The organism is Bacillus capparidis (genome assembly GCF_017832095.1).
GTDB classification, from domain to species: Bacteria; Bacillota; Bacilli; order Bacillales; family Bacillaceae; genus Bacillus; species Bacillus gobiensis.
Genome location: NZ_JAFDST010000002.1, coordinates 686235 through 703541 on the forward strand (window position 1 = coordinate 686235; position 17307 = coordinate 703541).

Consider the following 17307-nt stretch of genomic DNA (forward strand, 5'->3'; position numbering starts at 1 on the left):
AATATATCGGAGGGGGTGTCATGATGAACGATAAATTCCGAAAAGCAACAATAGAAGATCTCCCTAAGATTGTTGAAATTTACAATTCAACGATTGCATCACGAATGGTCACTGCCGATACGGAGCCGGTGACGGTAGAGGATAGAATGGATTGGTATTCGAGACACAATGAGAAACGTCCTCTCTATGTCATGGAGGACGAAGAGAATAATATATGCGGGTGGTTAAGCTTCGAATCCTTTTACGGAAGGCCTGCCTACGATAAAACGGCGGAAATAAGCATTTACATCAGTGAAAAGCATCGGGGACAAGGACTTGGCACTTTATTTATTGAAGAAGCATTGTCAATGGCACCTGCACTCGGCATTCGCTCGATCATGGCGTTTATTTTCGGCCACAATCAACCGAGCATCAAACTGTTTGAAAAGTTCGGGTTTGAAAAGTGGGCACACATGCCTGGCATCGCAGAAATGGATGGACAAAGGTACGATCTCGTGATACTTGGAAAAGAAATCGAGTAAGGTTATATTTGAAAGCCGGCCTGCGTTAGGCCGGCTTTCTAGTTTTCTTTTGCTTCTTTCTCGACCATCTCTTTTAAGTCGTTAAAGTCTTGCCCCTCAAACTTCTTTCCGTTTACAAGGATCGTCGGGGTACTTTCTATACCCGCTTCTTTGACTTGAGACATGTCCTTATCCCATTCGTCATCATACGACCCCTTTTGAACTGCATCTGTTACCTTAGCAGCTTCTTCGTCAGTTGCTATTTCCTTCAAAGTTTCCTTAAGAAGTGAATCCGTGTAGAAATCGATTTGCTCATAGCTTGGATCATCCGGTTGTTTATCGTACAAAAGGTTATGAAACTTCCAATATGCATTGTTTCCCAATTCGTGATATACCGTTTCTGCATACTTCGCAGCACGAGTGGAGTCGACATTAATAAAGGAATAATTCATAAAATAGAATTTTGCCTGTCCTGTTTCCACTAATTCCTTTTCAATTAATGGTTTAAAGGATTTATTAAAATCTTTGCAATACGGACACTTATAATCACCGAATTCAACGATGCTCACAGGGGCTGATTCATCACCGATAAACGGTTGGTCGGTATAATTGATAGCAGACGCTTCTGTTGAACCTGAATTTTTCACAACAAAGATGAGGGCAAGAAAGCATACGAAAATTAGGGCAAGAACCCAGAACATGATCTTGGATGATTGATTCGATCTTGTTTTTTTGACTTTTATATTTGGCTTGGCCATTGTTATCCTCCTAAATTCTTTCGGTCGTGCAATGATTGAATAAAATCAGGCGATAGCTATAATAATCATCGCCATTAAGAAAATCAAAACCTGAATGGATATGAAAACTGATCGTTTGTTAAGGCTTACCGGAATGGAATTTTTCGGACTCACCAATTGCTGCAGCCGATAATTGACAGATTCATCCGAGAAATGAACTAACACAGGCCTGGCGTTTTCTTTGAAGCATATTTTAATCAGCTTTACCAAAGCACTGCTCAATCCAAGCTCGGACCCTGTTTTACTGATCGCATATTTGTCGGCAAGCAGCTCACTGATGATTTTATAATTCTGATAAGACCACTTCGTTATTGGGATAAACCACAATCCTTGTGATATCAATTGAAGGATGAATATTTTCAGTGAATCATAATTCTTTTGATGATAAGTTTCATGCTGGACTACCGCTTCAAGCTCATGATTCTCAAGAATTTTAATCAAGCTGGTGGATAGAACAATTGTAGGCTTTATGAACCCATGCGTAAATGCCAGCGATTGGTCATGATCGATCACCAAAATATCGTTCTTCTTACGGTTAAATTTCTGATTGAAAAGAGTCGTCAATTCATGATTATTTAAATGAGAAAGTTTCGTCTTAAACCTTTTGGACAACACGTACTGTTCGGCCACTTTATATAAAGTGAGCAGAACAGTATAAGCAATAAAGGCATTCAAAAGAAAGATAACTAAAAAGTAATAAAGAGACTCTTCTTTAAATAAGCTGATGCATAGCTTAAAGAAATTCACTTCAACGTCGACTCCAAAAAGGAGATGCGCTATGTACATTCCCATCTGGCTCCAGACGAAAAATGCAATGGCAAAACTTAATGCGACAACAAAAACAGATCTCCTCTTCCAGCACATCATGACGATTGTTCCTTTTTTAATTGCTGAATTTTGTGTTCTAATTTATCGAGCAAGGACTTATCAACCTCATCGAGAACGTCAATCATATGGTTAATAACAACGCCGCCAAATTCATCTAGCAGATTTTCTGTTAATTTTTTCGATTGTTCTTCGATAAAGCTTTCTTTTGACTGAATCGGCCGAAACAGAGAAAGCCTGCCCTCGACTCTCTTTTGCAAAACTCCTTTGTCTATTAAACGGGTCATAACGGTCATAACCGTATTAAAATTATGGGGCTTTTCTTGTTCCAGACGCTTTTGAACATCCTTAATGCTCAGTTCATCCGCTCCCCAAAGAATTTCCATAATTTTGGCTTCCAAAGGACCGAAAAAACGATTAAGCCCTGCCTCACCGTATCTGAAATTCTTAATGTTCATACTCACACTCCGTTCACTACAGATTGTAGTGCATAGTTCTTTTTTTTGCAAGCATGGAGGATAAACTGTTCCGTATTAGTGAACGAGGTGCTTATTGAAAAACTGGGAGATCTGGCGGAAAACTTTGATTTCATTTTCTTTTTTGGAAAAGAAGCGTCCTTCATCCACCAGGACAAGGTATTCAATATCCACGCCTCTGAATGGCTTTTTTTGATCCTTTTCTTCCAGTCGGGTAAACTAAGAAGAAAAGAATGTGGAGGACTTATCTTATGAACCCAACAATAGAAACCTTACATAATCATCGATCGTACCGCAGCTATAAGGATAATCCTGTCGAAGCTGAAAAACTAGACTTGATTATAAAAGCAGCTCAATCTGCTCCATCATGGATTCATGGCCAGCAGGTTTCAATCATTGCTATCAAGGATGAACAACGAAAAAAAGAGCTCGCCCGCCTTTGTGGCAATCAAAAGCACATAGAAGAGGCTCCGTTATTCCTCGTGTTTTGTGCGGATTTTTATCGAGCTTCGCTTGCTGGAGAAATCGAGGGGAAAACGCTGGAGGCTCTAAACGATGTAGATTCCTTGCTTGTCGGAGCAACTGATGTGGGTCTTGGAATGGGTTATGCCATCGCTGCAGCCGAATCTGTAGGGCTTGGAACCGTCCCTATTGGCGGCGTCAGACGAAACTCTCTCGAAGTCGTTGAATTCCTACAGTTGCCAAAGCATGTCATTCCTATCTCAGGACTGTGTGTCGGATATGGTGCAGAAGATCCTGGACAGAAGCCGAGATTGCCAGTCGAAGCAGTTCTTCACGAAGAAACCTATAAGCAAGATCAAAAGGCTATTCTTGAGCAGTATAATAAAATAATGCCTGCCCCGTGGACCCAGCGTGTCGCAAGCTTTTATGAAAAAAGCTATTATGCCAATATTGCAAAGATGCTAAAGCAGCAAGGGTTTTCCTGTGACGATCTAAACTAAACTGCAGAGAAATCTGCAGTTTTTCTATTGAATGGAGAGGAATAAGAATGAAGATTACCAAACAAACTGCTGAACATTATAATTGGGGAGATAATTGTGACGGTTGGCATTTAGTCAAAACAAAGCACCTAAGTGTAATCCATGAACGAATGCCAGCCCATACAGAGGAAGAAAGGCACTATCGTTCTGCAGCACGGCAGTTCTTCCTTGTTTTGTCAGGAAGCGCGGTATTAGAAGTGGATGGTGAACGCATAACAATTCATTCGCAGGAAGGCGTGGAGGTTCCCCCTCAAGTTCCCCCTCAAATGATGAACGAATCTGATACAGACGTTGAATTTATAGTCATATCCCAGCCTGAGAGCAGAGGAGACCGAGTGATTGCACAAAGTATTTAATATAGAACATAAATAGGTTCTCATATTAACAGAGAACCTATCTTAGAGAGAGCGAAGATTATTTTTCATGAAGTCATAATTTCGGCATCGTCTTATTTAGTCCTATTCCCGTTCCTGTTACCACGAGACATGCTAGAGAGTATTAATGAGTGGCCTGTTGCCGCTCTCCGTATTTAAGCACCTTGAATATCGCCATCCCATCACTTAAATGGTCTTTTGAATATTGAACAGGGATAAGTGCGAAAAACGTATAATAGGCTGAGAAATACGAAAACTGATAGAAAAAAAGATGTGGCTCTAGTACGTTGTTGATAATCAAATTGTTGATCAAAAAAATTGTACCAAGATTAAAAATCGCCCCTCCAGCATAGACGAGAGCATTGGTTAAACGATTATCCAATTTCAATGAATTGTACTGACACAATGAATCAATAAAATACATGCTCTTTACTTTGATCGGGCCAATTTTCACCAAAAGATTTCCTAAGCCGATTTCCATTGAAGCCTTCCCGCCAAAAATAAAAGCGAAGAAGCTGTGCCCGGCAACATGGACAAGTGAAACGATCGGCAAGATGAGAAAAAACGACCAGAAAAACGTAATCAAATCTTTTAATTCAAACATTTCATCACCCTCTCTCTTGCTGAAAACATATTTTTCTTTTCCCGGTTTTCAACTACGAGATGCATGATGCGGGAAATGAATATGCTCCGAAATTCATTATCCCCCAATATAAGACATTTCAATTTTCTTTTTATCCACTGGCTTTGAAAGTGTACGGTCCACTGAGTATTGGTCGGTTCGGTTTTTCCAGATCCGGCTGATGAATTCAGTGATCTCTTCCTCTGTTTTTTCGCTTCGAATTAACTTCCTTAGGTCATGCCCGCTTGAAGCAAATAAGCAGGTAAACAGTTCTCCCCTGGCTGATAGCCTGGCTCTGTTGCAGGTTGAGCAAAACGCATCAGAAACGGAAGAAATGACACCTATTTCACCGTCCCCATCTGTGTAGCTGTATCTCGTCGCGACTTCCCCCTTATAATTTGGTGCAATCGGAGTGATTGGCATTTCTTTATGAATTCGCTCGATGATTTCTTGTTTCGTTAATACCGCTTTACGATTCCATTCGTTTGTATTTCCGACATCCATAAATTCGATAAATCGGAGGATTAGCCCTTGTTCTTTAAAATAATGAGCCATCGGGAGAATATCCTCTTCATTCACCCCTTTTTGGACGACCATATTGATTTTTACTCCTAAACCTGCCTTCCTGGCTGCTTCGATACCTTCCAGCACCTTTTTAATCGGGACACCGCGGCCGTTTATTCTTTTAAATCGGTCATCATCTAATGAATCGAGGCTGATCGTCACCCGGTTTAGACCGGCTTTTTTTAACCGCTCTGCATATATAGGGAGCAGCGTACCGTTGGTTGTCATCGCCAGATCGTTCAAACCTTCTATACGCGCTAGCATCTCTACTAATTGAGGCATATCCTTTCTCATTAAAGGCTCCCCGCCTGTCAGACGAATCTTTTCAACGCCAAACTTTTGAACGAATAAACGGGCAAGCCGCTCTAATTCTTCAAATGAGAGAAGTTCTTTTTTCTCAAGAAACGGATAATCCGGTCCGAATATTTCAGCTGGCATACAATACGTACATCGTAAGTTGCAGCGGTCTGTGACAGATATTCTTAAGTCCCTGAGCGGACGGTTTAGTTGATCAGTGATTGACTTTTCCACGAAGCTCACCTCCACTTTTTCTGTTCTTGATTGAACAATTTCTGACGAATCCGACAATTCTTCAGCAATTTTGTCATTGCAAGCCGAAAAGCCTGTGCTTTCATCTATTGTAAACTGTCTCTGATAAGTTCTTCACATAACAAACTCGTTAATGTTAATTATTATAAAAGTGTTTTACATTACTATACTCGTACATCCATGGTTTTTTCAAGTTATGGACAGAAAAAAACCGCTTATCTTTTGGATAAGATAAACGGTTTTAGGTTATTTTTTCGCCGTATACGTGTTGAGGAATTGATCGGATGGAGAAATTTCCACCCCTTTATAATAATACTTCACTATTTCTTCCGCGGTCTTGCCATCTTCGGCCAAATAATGTGCACCGTACTGGCTCATTCCGATGCCATGCCCGAAACCCTTTGTAGTAATTGTGATCGTGTCATTATTTCGTACCCACTGAAAGTCAGCTGATCTTAACCCTAGCTTTTCACGAATTTCTCTTCCGGTTAAGCTTTTTCCATTGATGACTGCTGTGGCCACCCTTTTGCCTGGTGTACGTGCAGTAATTTCGCCAATGCTGTTCCCGTCCTTCAGATTTACGCCAAGCTTTTGTTCAAATTCTGCGACAGAGAACTTTTTTGTATCCTTAAATTTTGGTGATTTTTCATCCCAGCTGCTTTTTACGCTTTTCAAATACTCGATTTTATTTTGCCAATAAGCTTCGGAATTTTCCGTATAACCATTGCTTGTAGAAAAGAATGAAGGTGAAATAGGCTTTCCATCATATGTAAGGATTTTCCCCTGGGTAGAAGCAACCGCGTCTGTAACTTTTTTGATTTTCTTATCAAAATTTTTCTTCCATGCTTTCTTCAATTCGGAATTGTTTTTATAAACTTGAAACATTTGTGTATCATCGACAAGCGACCCTTTTGGCGAGCTTACTGCTTTATTACCGGTCATTTGCCTGACAATATAGGTTCTTGCCGCCAGCGCTTGAGCTTTTAGCGCTTCCTCTTCGAAATCTGCAGGCATTTCGGATGCGACGACTCCTATAACGTATTCCTCCAATGGAATATTTTCCACTTCCTGCTTTGCTGTTCGGTACACAGAAACCGAAACTGATGAATCTTCCAGCTTAGGTACCCCCTTAGCTTGATTTTTCGGTGCCGCTCCGTTCGAACCTTCATGGAAAGGTAGGACAAGGATCGTCGGGATGAGAAGAATGATTAGACTTAATCCTGATAGTACTAGTGCCAATTTTTTCATAACAGCTGCCTCCATATTTTTTGTCTCTACTTTATTCATATGGGGGAGGACAAGCTAATATGACATCCAGTCCTTTTTGCAGTCCGATTGTTTTCATTATTTACGTATTCTTTTTTGCAAAAAAGTGCATACTGTTTTTAATGACTTTGCAAAAAAATCAGCATGCCACTCGGGTGACATACTGATCTATAAAAAAATTATTGCGAGCAAATCAGATGGTACTTACGTGAACCCCAATTATGCTTTTAAATCGGTTAAGCTCGTTAATTCAACGGCTGTTTCTTCAGTTACTCGTTCAATATCGGCTCCCAAGCCTGCAAGCTTGTTATGGAAATTGACATAGCCTCGATCTAAGTGCTTCAATTCGGTTACTCTTGTGTATCCATCAGCTGCCAGCCCGGCAAGAATAAGTGCGGCTCCAGCACGCAAATCGGTTGCAGCTACCTCTGCTCCTTGCAGAGGAACAGGACCATTGATAATAACCGAGCGACCTTCAATTTTGATATTACCATTCATGCGCCTAAATTCTTCTGCATGCATAAAACGGTTTTCAAACACAGTTTCTGTGATCATGCTCGTTCCGTTTGCGCATAATAGCAATGCCATCATCTGCGACTGCATATCAGTTGGAAATCCAGGATGCGGCATTGTTTTGATATCAATGGACTTTAATTGGTTGGGACCAATGACTCTGAGTCCCTCTCCTTCTTCGATAATGGTAACACCCATTTCCTGCATCTTTGCAATTAACGAGGTGAGATGTTCTGGAACTGCTCCTTGAACTAATACGTTTCCTTTCGTAATTGCAGCGGCTACCATAAAAGTTCCTGCTTCAATTCGATCCGGGATAATCAGGTGATGAGTACCCTTAAGCTTTTCCACACCTTCAATTTTTATTGTACCAGTACCCGCACCGCGGATTTTTCCGCCCATAGCATTAATATAGTTAGCAAGATCCACTATTTCCGGCTCTTTTGCAACATTTTCAAGAATGGTAGTTCCCTTTGCCAAAGACGCAGCCATGATTAAGTTTTCCGTAGCCCCTACACTAGGAAAATCAAGATAAACCTTTGCACCTTTTAGTCTGCCGTTTACTTCGGCTTCAATAAATCCGTTTCCTACTTTAATCTCGGCTCCCATTGCTTCGAAGCCTTTAAGATGCTGATCAATCGGTCTTGAACCAATTGCACATCCCCCTGGCAGAGCTACTCTGGAACGGCCTGTGCGAGCAAGCAGCGGGCCCATTACAAGCACGGAAGCACGCATTTTACGTACATATTCAAATGGGGCTTCAGTGGTTAACTCATATGATGCATCAATGACGACTTGATTGTTCTCAAAATGTACTTCTGCTCCTAAATGACGTAACACTTCATTAATTGTATATACATCGGAGAGCGTAGGCACATCACAAATTACGCTTTTTTCTTCACTGGCTAATAAGGATGCAGCGATGACTGGCAAAACGGCATTTTTAGCTCCTTCAACTTTCACTGTACCGTTTAACTTATTACCGCCGCGGACGATGATTTTTTCCAAAGTATTCCCCTCCGCGTCCATAATTCTATATATTAATATTCAGACGTTACGATTGGTGTTCCAATCACAATCATATGTTTTCCGCCCATTCCTGAGCTTCGAATCGCGATCTGCAGATTCATTTTATGATCAGCAGTCGATATATAATTTTTCCATCTCGTTGTATAAGCTGATATTGATACGAAATTTGGTTCATTTAGCTGTTCAACCGGCTCGGCAGAAAATTCATCTGCTAAATCTTTTGCTTTTTTTTGCAAAACAATATTCATCATACCATTTAACTCGCCTTTAAGACAAGAAAAAATTGTAACCTTCTCTTGAAGTATGTCGTAAACTTTCCGTTCAAACTGCTCATATGTATGACTCCAGTTATCCCGTACAAATGCTCCTGATTGCTCATACAATAAGTACGAGCTTGATGAATCGTTTTTGAGGGTTGAAACGAGCTGTAATTTCATGGTTGTCTGATTTTTTTCGTTATATAATATGCCTGTCGCCTTGACAACATGATCTTCTTCTTTTATCGACCACTTATATTGACGATATTGGGTCTCTAAATGTTTCATTTTTCGAAAAAAATCTTTTCTGTTCAACTGTAAGTTTTTCTTTGCATACAGTGTCCATTCCGTAATATCGGTGTCGTGTTTTTCCAATGCCTTTGCTAACTGGGAAAGCGGCGTTTCCTCTTTGGCCTGTAAGCTATGAACCACAATTATCGTGCCAATAAGAATAAGTGCAAAAACAAATGTTGATTTGAATTTATTTTTTACCATTTCGAATCATCCTCTCCTACTATCCATTCTTGCTCAGATAGCAGGAAAGCATACGTGGAAATCCTCGTCAAAACCCTTGTCGATTTGACGAATTGTGCTATATCCGTTAATTACCTTATACCCTAAAGGGCCTATTCAAAAACCTTTAGGGTTCTTCTAAAAAAGATAGGGAAGCTGTTGTGAATAATTTAAATAATCCAGGAAAAAATCACTTACAGTTGAACCGATCGCAATTGTCAGCAAAATCATAAGAAGCCTGGCCTGCACAATCATGCCTTTTCTAATGAGAGGATCGATGTTGACTGATTGAAGAGCCCACCAAGTGATTGCGAAAAAGACGAGGTGGACAATCATCCCAACGATAGCTTGTTGAGCGAGTATTTCCATTTCCTTAGCCTCCTTGAATTGCCCTTTCCTAGTATATTAGTAAGAGGGATAAAGATGATAAAATGATTATTGTCAGAATGTTTTAACAATGAGGGGGTATATGAAATACTTAAAAAAGGCAGTCCGTTATGGACCGCCCCTGTTCACGATGAGAAATCCCATCGTAATATTGCATTAACGGGCAGTAAGAACTTACTAGATTGCCCGATCGGTTCATCTAACAATCAGATTCAAGAACGAGGCAAAACAAAGTATGTCGAACCCCTGCTGATTGAAGGTTTACCTTATTTTCCGACAACGTCCAGCCTGTTAATTGCTCGCTTTAAAGCAAGCTCTGCCCGAACCAAATCAATTTCCTCCGATGCTTTGTTCAGACGCTCTTCTGCACGTTTTTTAGCTGCTTCTGCTCTTTCCACATCGATATTTTCAGCAGTTTCAGCTGCTTGGGCCAGAATATTGACTGTATCCGGACGGACTTCAAGAAAGCCTCCGGTGACTGCAACCAGCTTTAGTTCAGCATCCTTTTTCAGACGAACCGCACCTATCTGCAAAGGGGCTACAGTCGGGATATGGCCAGGCAAAATGCCGAGTTCTCCGCTTTCAGCTCTTACGCTTGCCATTTCAATATCAGCTTCATAAACAGGGCCGTCAGGAGTAACGATATTGACTTTTAAGGTCTTCATGCTTTTAACCTCCTAGGACGGTTTATACTTCTACACCCATATTTTTCGCATTCTCAATGACGTCCTCAATCCCGCCGACAAGACGGAATGCATCTTCCGGAAGATGATCATATTTGCCTTCAAGAATGGCTTTAAATCCTGCTACTGTATCTTTTACTTGTACGTAAGATCCTTTTTGTCCGGTAAACTGCTCGGCTACGTGGAAGTTTTGCGACAAGAAAAACTGGATTCTGCGCGCACGTTGAACGACAAGCTTGTCTTCATCAGAAAGCTCATCCATGCCAAGAATCGCAATAATGTCTTGCAGTTCTTTATAGCGCTGGAGAGTCTGCTGCACCCTGCGAGCCACTTCATAATGCTCTTCACCGACAATTTCGGGAGAAAGCGCTCTTGAAGTCGAAGCAAGCGGATCAACTGCTGGGTAAATACCCATTTCTGATAATTTACGTTCTAGGTTTGTCGTTGCATCCAAGTGAGCAAACGTCGTAGCCGGAGCCGGGTCAGTATAGTCATCGGCAGGTACATAGATCGCTTGGATCGACGTAACAGAACCTACGTTTGTTGAAGTAATCCGTTCTTGCAGCTGTCCCATTTCTGTCGCAAGCGTAGGCTGATAACCAACGGCAGAAGGCATACGGCCTAGCAGGGCAGAAACTTCAGAGCCAGCTTGTGTAAAGCGGTAAATGTTGTCGATAAAGAACAGTACATCCTGTCCTTGTTCATCACGGAAATGTTCAGCCATTGTCAAGCCCGTTAAAGCTACACGCATACGTGCTCCAGGAGGCTCGTTCATTTGGCCGAATACCATCGCTGTTTTTGTAATAACGCCTGAATCGCTCATTTCGTGGAAAAGATCATTTCCTTCACGAGTACGCTCTCCGACGCCGGCAAATACAGATATTCCGCCGTGCTCTTGAGCGATGTTGTTAATTAACTCTTGGATTAATACCGTTTTACCTACACCGGCTCCGCCAAATAAGCCGATTTTACCGCCCTTGATGTAAGGAGCCAGCAAGTCAACGACTTTAATGCCGGTTTCAAGAATCTCAACCTCAGTAGATAGCTGATCAAATGCCGGAGCTTGTCTGTGGATCGGATCTTTTTTTACATCCGCTCCAACTGGTTCATCTAAATCAATGTTTTCACCTAATACATTGAACACACGGCCGAGTGTTGCGTTTCCGACCGGTACAGAGATTGGAGCTCCCTGGTCAGCTACTTCCATTCCGCGAGTAACTCCATCCGTAGAATCCATCGCAATCGCGCGAACGGAATCATCACCCAAATGAAGGGCAACTTCTAATGTTAATTCAATACTTTGTTCATTTTCACTTTGAGCTTTATGTGAAATTTTTAGTGCGTTATAGATATCAGGCAGATGACCGTCTTCAAATGTTACGTCGACGACAGGTCCCATCACCTGGCTTACACGTCCTTTATTCATCGCTTTCCCTCCTATCAAACTACGGCTATTCTAAAGCAGCTGCACCGCCGACGATTTCTGTAATCTCTTGAGTAATCGCTGCTTGGCGTGCGCGGTTGTATGAAAGTGTAAGAGAATCAATAATCTCTTTTGCATTGTCGGTAGCGTTTTTCATCGCCGTCATTCTTGCTGCATGCTCACTTGCTTTGCTGTCGAGCAACGCACCATAAATAAGGCTCTCGGCATACTGAGGCAAGAGAACCTCCAATATGCTTTCCTCTGAAGGTTCAAATTCGTAGCTTGCCGTCTTCTTACCCGTCGCAAGATCCGTTAGCGGAAGTAATTTTTTTTCGGTTACTTCCTGAGCTATTGCGCTCACATAGTGGTTATAGAAGATGTACAGCTCATCAAACGTTTCATCGGTGAACATTTGCAGCGTCTGGTAGGTTAGATCCTTAACTTCCATGAAAGTCATCTCATCACTAATGCCGGTTTTTTCGGCGATGACTGGCACTCCACGTTTTTTGAAGAAGTCTCGGCATACTTTACCTACTGCGATGACAGCATACTCATCCGTTGATTTATGGCGCTTGTTGATTGCCTGATAAGCTCCTCTAAGTACGTTAACGTTAAATGCTCCTGCCAATCCGCGGTCAGATGTAATGACAACATATCCGGTCTTCTTCACCGGGCGCTTTTTTAGCATGGGGTGGGTCGCGTCGCTCGTGCCAAGCGCAACATTCGCTACAACTTCCTGTATTTTTTCCATATAAGGGACAAACGCCTTTGCACTGTTCTCCGCACGGTTTAATTTAGAAGCCGAAACCATTTGCTGGGCTTTTGTAATTTGGCTCGTTTTTTTATTCGAGTTGATCCTTGATTTTATATCCCGTAATGAGGCCAAAAGGTTTCACCACCTTATTTTTGCGTTCTCGTATTTTTTGAAAAGAGAGAAAAAGATCACTGCTTTTTCTCATCTTTTTAATTCAGTTCAGCTGCTAGGCGCAAACGTGTGTTTAAATGCCTCAATGGCTCCTTTGAACTCTGCATCTTCAGGAAGGTTTCCTGTCGTTTTGATCGATTCAAGAAGCCCTTTGTGATTTTGTTCAAGGAACATAAAGTATTCTTCTTCAAAGCGTTGAATATCGGCTACCGGAACGTCATCAAGGTATCCTCTTGTCAATGCATAAAGAATTGCAACCTGTTTCTCGACACGGAGCGGCTGATGCAATCCTTGTTTTAGAACTTCAACAGTACGCGCACCGCGATTCAGCTTCGCTTGGGTTGCTTTGTCCAAATCAGATCCGAACTGGGCAAAAGCTTCAAGCTCACGATATGATGCAAGGTCAAGACGCAAAGTACCGGCTACCTTTCTCATCGCTTTAACTTGTGCGGATCCTCCAACACGCGAAACTGAAAGTCCCGGGTTAACCGCTGGACGTACTCCTGAGAAGAACAAATCAGACTGAAGGAAGATTTGGCCGTCAGTAATCGAGATAACGTTTGTTGGAATATACGCCGAGATATCGCCAGCCTGTGTTTCAACGAACGGCAAGGCTGTCATAGACCCGCCGCCAAGTGAATCATTTAACTTGGCCGCACGCTCGAGTAAGCGGGAATGAAGATAGAAAACATCTCCAGGGAACGCTTCACGGCCTGGCGGGCGACGAAGAAGCAAAGAAAGTTCGCGGTAAGCATTCGCCTGTTTTGAAAGATCATCATAAATAACCAAAACATGCTTTCCGTTGTACATGAATTCTTCACCCATCGTTACCCCTGCATAAGGAGCAAGGAACAGCATCGGTGCTGGCTGGGATGCAGAAGCGGTTACGACGATTGTATAATCAAGGGCACCGTTTTTGCGTAATGTTTCTACAACACCTCGTACAGTCGATTCCTTTTGTCCGATTGCTACGTAGATACAGATCATATCCTGATCTTTTTGATTGAGGATCGTATCGATCGCTACAGATGTCTTACCTGTTTGGCGGTCTCCGATGATTAACTCACGCTGGCCGCGGCCGATTGGAATTAACGCATCGATAGATTTAATACCGGTTTGAAGCGGTTCGTGAACCGATTTACGCGCCATGACGCCAGGTGCTTTGCTTTCGATCGGGCGAGTTTTGCTCGTTAAGATCGGTCCCATGCCATCAACTGGCTGTCCAAGAGAGTTCACGACACGTCCGATGAGCTCCTCACCGACTGGAACCTCCATGATACGTCCTGTCCGTTTCACTTCGTCTCCTTCGCGAATTCCCTTGTAAGAACCGAGGATAACGATACCTACGTTTGACGTCTCAAGGTTTTGAGCGAGACCCATGACACCATTGGAAAACTCAACAAGCTCTCCTGCCATTACATGGTCTAATCCATGAACACGGGCAATACCGTCTCCGACTTGTATGACAGTACCTACATCATGAACTTCGATCTCTGATTGGTAATTTTCTATTTGCTGTTTAATTAACGCACTAATTTCTTCAGCTTTGATGCTCATTTAGGTTTCACCCCTTCTACGATATTTCTCCTGACAGCTGACGTTCGATACGGGCTAATTTGCCGCTGATACTGCCGTCATAGATTCGGTTTCCAATGCGGATTTTCACACCGCCTATTAAATCCGGATCGATCTCGTTGCGTACGCGAAGAGAGAAAACTCCGGCTTTTTTTGCAAAAACTTCAGATAGAGCGGTAAGCTCTTTTTCCTGTAACGGCTTTATTGAATAGACGATTGCATCTTCTCGTTCGCGAATCTTATTCGCAAGACTGGAGAAGTCCACGGCAAGCTCAGGAATTGCCCGTATTCTGTGGCGGTCTATCATTAAAAACAATGTGTTAAGAACCGGTTCAGATATGGCTGCAAACGACTTTTTGATCAGCGTTTTTTTTGATTCGGCGGAAACTTTAGGATTGAGTAACAGGTTTATTAGCTGATTTTCAGCCAAAAACACCTCTCTCACAACCTGAAGTTCTTCTTCAATTTCGTTTAAAGCAGAGCGTTTAAGCGCAATCTCAAACAAAGCAGTTGCGTATGGCTTGCTGATATCTGATCCGCTCATCGGCTTTCTCCGATTTCTTTCAGGTAATCCTGAATCAGCTGCTCTTGGGCTTGTTCATCAAGCTCTTTTTCAATAACCTTCGAGGCAACCAAGACAGACAAGGAAGCAACCTGTTCACGCAGCGCTGAAACTGCCTGCTCTCTTTCCTTGACAATCTCTTGTTTCGCTGATTCCTTTAAACGCTCTGATTCATTACGTGCTGCTTGGATAATCTCGCTTTTTTGCTGTTCACCCAGCTTTTTCGCATTCTCGATCAGGCTTTGAGACTCTGCTCTCGCCTTTTTCAAAAGCTCCTGCTGCTCTTCAATCATCTGCTTCGCTTCCGCATTTCGTTTTTCAGCGGACGTAATCTCGCTGGCAATATGATCCTCACGCTGCTTCATCACATTCAAAAGCGGCTTTAAAGCATATATTTTCAGCAGCCACAGCAATACCAAGAAGGCTGCTATTTGAAATAAGATATCTCCGCCGTTAAAATCTAACCCACCGGCTCCTAAAACCAAAGGTGCTTTTACCATCGTTCTAACGTCAACTCCCTTCCACAGTCTTAGCTGAATTCTATGGATTTCGATTTCATCATACATAAAGGAATGGCGAAGGTTCGCTTGGAATGTTCTTCGCCATCTCGTTTTTCATATAAGGCTTTCTTATAAAAAGAATGCAAGCAATGCGATAACCGCAGCAATAATCGGTACAGCTTCTACTAGAGCGACCCCGATAAACATTAACGTACGAAGTTGTCCCGCTGCTTCAGGCTGACGAGCAACTCCCTCAACTGTTTTTGATACGATAAGTCCGTTACCAATACCTGCACCTAGTGCAGCAAGTCCAATTGCAATTGCAGCTGCCAATAAATTCATTATAAAATCCTCCTTTAAATTATATCGATATATGGATATGGGTTTCTAATTAGTGGTCATGGCTCACTTTATGTGCCATATATACCATTGTTAACATGGTGAATACAAACGCCTGGATTGTTCCGATAAATAAACTGAATGCCATCCAAGCAAGGGTAAGCGGGAAAGAACCGATCGTTCCCAGCAAGCCAAGAAAAACGTTTTGAGTATAAAAATTAGTTGCAAGACCCGCAAGCAAGCCGAGCAGGATCTCTCCGGCAAATATGTTTCCATAAAGCCGCAATCCAAGAGTAAGAGTGTTTGCAAACTCTTCAATGATTTTCAATGGGAACAAAAATTTAATCGGGCTGAAATAATCTGAGAAATAGCCTTTTGCACCCTTCATTTTCACCCCGTAATAATGGGTCAAACAGACAACCATTACAGCAAGAGTTAAGGTTATCGCAGGGTCTGCCGTAGGTGATTTCCACCAAAGATTGTGGCCCTCGGTAATCGCCATTGGCAAGCCAAGCATGTTGGAGACAAATATGTACATAAGCAGTGTGACACCAAGTGCTAAAAAGTTTGCACCCGTCTTCCAATCCATCGTACTGCTGATAATGCTGCGAACGAAATCTATAATCCATTCCATCGCATTTTGCATACCTGTTGGACGCATGGCAAGTCTTCTTGTCCCAATTACCGCAATGATAAAGACAATAACGCTAGCCACTGTTATCATCAGGACATTCGACAAGTTAAATGTGAGTCCTAAAAACTCCCATGTCTGAGCTCCGTGTGTCAATGGGTATTCACCTCACTTTCGCCGATGAACGTTTTAGTTGGATAAAGGAATCTATCAAAATAACAGGATAAATCATCATCAATCCAACAATGACTGCCACCATGTTAAACTGATCTGAAAAGCGGTAGGCGATAGCTACTGCAATAACAGCATTCGCTATTCTGGCGGCAGAGCCAACAGACCTGAATGCCTTGCCGTTTTCTGCTGCTTGTCCAAAAGCCTTCATTCTTCTGACCAATAACCATAGATTCATCATGCTGAACACAGTTCCCAAAATGAGTCCCTGGAATTCGGTCTTGAACATTGTAAATCCAGCACCTAAAAAGCAGACTGCCAAAATAAAAAACAAATACTTAAGTTGTCTGCGAAGCATTAGGCTGGGATCGCTCATCTACTACTCAGTCTCCTGATGAAAATATTGTGTTTCTCCGGGGAATAGTCTGCAGGAAAAACCCTTACAGAAAAACCCAGATGAAGAATAAAGTGCTTTTAACAAAGGTGAAAATAAAACCAACCATCCAGCCATCTCCCCATAAAAGGCAGCAGCCACATTCGAAAGATTTAATAATAGGCCAAAAGCCATACGGATGATGAGGTTTATTCTCATAAAAAAGGGCATATACCAGGGGAGTTAAAGGGGGTATGAAAACCTTATCAAATTACCCTTGTTTAGCATACAATAGCGCCTATTGTATGTCAATCTGTTTAAAGTTAAAAAACCGTTCGCATCTAAAGGCTACACAGAATGTTCACATTTTTAGCAAAAACAGAATTGTACAAGTTCACTGCCTATTCTTTTTTGTGCGAACTACTTACAGGTAATGACATTGATCGAGACGT

At 42.1% G+C, this 17307-nt stretch carries 21 protein-coding genes; 3 read left to right on the forward strand and 18 right to left on the reverse strand.

The window, feature by feature from the left end; translation table 11 throughout:
• Nucleotides 1-23 precede the first annotated feature (23 nt).
• Entirely contained in the window at nt 24-521 is a 498-nt protein-coding gene (locus tag JOC74_RS10465; protein ID WP_053606126.1) for a GNAT family N-acetyltransferase, read from the forward strand.
• A 38-nt stretch (nt 522-559) separates the two neighbouring features.
• Here JOC74_RS10465 and JOC74_RS10470 read toward each other — a convergent pair whose 3' ends face one another.
• Genes JOC74_RS10470 through JOC74_RS10480 form a run of 3 tightly spaced genes read right to left on the reverse strand, consistent with a single transcriptional unit; the run spans nt 560 to nt 2580 of the window.
• The gene (locus JOC74_RS10470) at nt 560-1258 is read right to left on the reverse strand and encodes a thioredoxin domain-containing protein (protein WP_098945248.1); all 699 of its coding nucleotides are present in this window, start codon (nt 1256-1258) and stop codon (nt 560-562) included.
• 45 nt (nt 1259-1303) lie between these two features.
• Nucleotides 1304-2164 (reverse strand): M56 family metallopeptidase, encoded by an 861-nt coding sequence (locus JOC74_RS10475; RefSeq protein WP_053604525.1) that lies wholly within the window; start codon nt 2162-2164, stop codon nt 1304-1306.
• Nucleotides 2161-2580 (reverse strand): BlaI/MecI/CopY family transcriptional regulator, encoded by a 420-nt coding sequence (locus JOC74_RS10480; RefSeq protein WP_053604526.1) that lies wholly within the window; start codon nt 2578-2580, stop codon nt 2161-2163. Before JOC74_RS10480 ends, JOC74_RS10475 begins: the two co-directional genes overlap by 4 nt.
• A gap of 269 nt (nt 2581-2849) precedes the next feature.
• On the opposite strand from JOC74_RS10480, the gene JOC74_RS10485 reads away from it, so the two are divergent.
• Together JOC74_RS10485 and JOC74_RS10490 are read left to right on the forward strand one after the other, a co-directional pair.
• Nucleotides 2850-3560: an NADPH-dependent oxidoreductase gene (locus tag JOC74_RS10485; protein ID WP_053604528.1), complete on the forward strand. Its 711-nt coding sequence runs from the start codon at nt 2850-2852 to the stop codon at nt 3558-3560.
• Between the two features lie 47 nt (nt 3561-3607).
• Complete coding sequence (locus JOC74_RS10490; protein ID WP_053604529.1) at nt 3608-3955, forward strand: cupin domain-containing protein; 348 nt, start codon at nt 3608-3610, stop codon at nt 3953-3955.
• 142 nt (nt 3956-4097) lie between these two features.
• Here the strand turns inward: JOC74_RS10490 and JOC74_RS10495 are convergent, their stop codons facing one another.
• The 15 genes from JOC74_RS10495 to JOC74_RS10565 all read right to left on the reverse strand — a co-directional run bounded on the left by JOC74_RS10495 (nt 4098) and on the right by JOC74_RS10565 (nt 16858).
• On the reverse strand, nt 4098-4577 hold the full coding sequence (locus JOC74_RS10495; RefSeq protein ID WP_053604530.1) for a hypothetical protein: 480 nt from the start codon (nt 4575-4577) through the stop codon (nt 4098-4100).
• 96 nt (nt 4578-4673) lie between these two features.
• The gene (gene moaA / locus JOC74_RS10500; protein WP_225970239.1) at nt 4674-5690 is read right to left on the reverse strand and encodes a GTP 3',8-cyclase MoaA; all 1017 of its coding nucleotides are present in this window, start codon (nt 5688-5690) and stop codon (nt 4674-4676) included.
• Between the two features lie 264 nt (nt 5691-5954).
• Nucleotides 5955-6956, reverse strand: a complete 1002-nt coding sequence (spoIID, locus tag JOC74_RS10505) for a stage II sporulation protein D (RefSeq protein ID WP_053604531.1) — start codon at nt 6954-6956, stop codon at nt 5955-5957.
• Between the two features lie 237 nt (nt 6957-7193).
• Nucleotides 7194-8495, reverse strand: coding sequence for a UDP-N-acetylglucosamine 1-carboxyvinyltransferase (gene murA, locus JOC74_RS10510; protein ID WP_053604532.1), 1302 nt, complete (start codon nt 8493-8495; stop codon nt 7194-7196).
• A 32-nt stretch (nt 8496-8527) separates the two neighbouring features.
• The gene (locus JOC74_RS10515; protein ID WP_053604533.1) at nt 8528-9268 is read right to left on the reverse strand and encodes a YwmB family TATA-box binding protein; all 741 of its coding nucleotides are present in this window, start codon (nt 9266-9268) and stop codon (nt 8528-8530) included.
• Nucleotides 9269-9424: 156 nt separating this feature from the next.
• A complete protein-coding gene (locus JOC74_RS10520) occupies nt 9425-9655 on the reverse strand; it encodes a DUF1146 family protein (RefSeq protein WP_053604534.1) in 231 nt (76 codons plus the stop codon).
• A gap of 284 nt (nt 9656-9939) precedes the next feature.
• Complete coding sequence (locus JOC74_RS10525) at nt 9940-10338, reverse strand: F0F1 ATP synthase subunit epsilon (protein WP_053604535.1); 399 nt, start codon at nt 10336-10338, stop codon at nt 9940-9942.
• A 22-nt stretch (nt 10339-10360) separates the two neighbouring features.
• Nucleotides 10361-11782, reverse strand: coding sequence for a F0F1 ATP synthase subunit beta (atpD, locus tag JOC74_RS10530; RefSeq protein WP_053604536.1), 1422 nt, complete (start codon nt 11780-11782; stop codon nt 10361-10363).
• A gap of 25 nt (nt 11783-11807) precedes the next feature.
• A complete protein-coding gene (gene atpG / locus JOC74_RS10535) occupies nt 11808-12665 on the reverse strand; it encodes an ATP synthase F1 subunit gamma (protein WP_053604537.1) in 858 nt (285 codons plus the stop codon).
• 87 nt (nt 12666-12752) lie between these two features.
• The gene (atpA, locus tag JOC74_RS10540; RefSeq protein ID WP_053604538.1) at nt 12753-14261 is read right to left on the reverse strand and encodes a F0F1 ATP synthase subunit alpha; all 1509 of its coding nucleotides are present in this window, start codon (nt 14259-14261) and stop codon (nt 12753-12755) included.
• 16 nt (nt 14262-14277) lie between these two features.
• Nucleotides 14278-14823 (reverse strand): F0F1 ATP synthase subunit delta, encoded by a 546-nt coding sequence (locus tag JOC74_RS10545; protein WP_053604539.1) that lies wholly within the window; start codon nt 14821-14823, stop codon nt 14278-14280.
• Nucleotides 14820-15341 carry a F0F1 ATP synthase subunit B gene (gene atpF, locus JOC74_RS10550; protein WP_053604540.1) on the reverse strand — a complete coding sequence of 174 codons (522 nt, stop codon included), beginning with the start codon at nt 15339-15341 and terminating at the stop codon, nt 14820-14822. Before atpF ends, JOC74_RS10545 begins: the two co-directional genes overlap by 4 nt.
• A gap of 129 nt (nt 15342-15470) precedes the next feature.
• Complete coding sequence (atpE, locus tag JOC74_RS10555; RefSeq protein WP_053604541.1) at nt 15471-15683, reverse strand: F0F1 ATP synthase subunit C; 213 nt, start codon at nt 15681-15683, stop codon at nt 15471-15473.
• A 49-nt stretch (nt 15684-15732) separates the two neighbouring features.
• Nucleotides 15733-16467, reverse strand: a complete 735-nt coding sequence (atpB, locus tag JOC74_RS10560; protein WP_053604542.1) for a F0F1 ATP synthase subunit A — start codon at nt 16465-16467, stop codon at nt 15733-15735.
• Between the two features lie 7 nt (nt 16468-16474).
• Nucleotides 16475-16858 (reverse strand): ATP synthase subunit I, encoded by a 384-nt coding sequence (locus tag JOC74_RS10565; RefSeq protein WP_053604543.1) that lies wholly within the window; start codon nt 16856-16858, stop codon nt 16475-16477.
• Nucleotides 16859-17307: the final 449 nt, after the last annotated feature.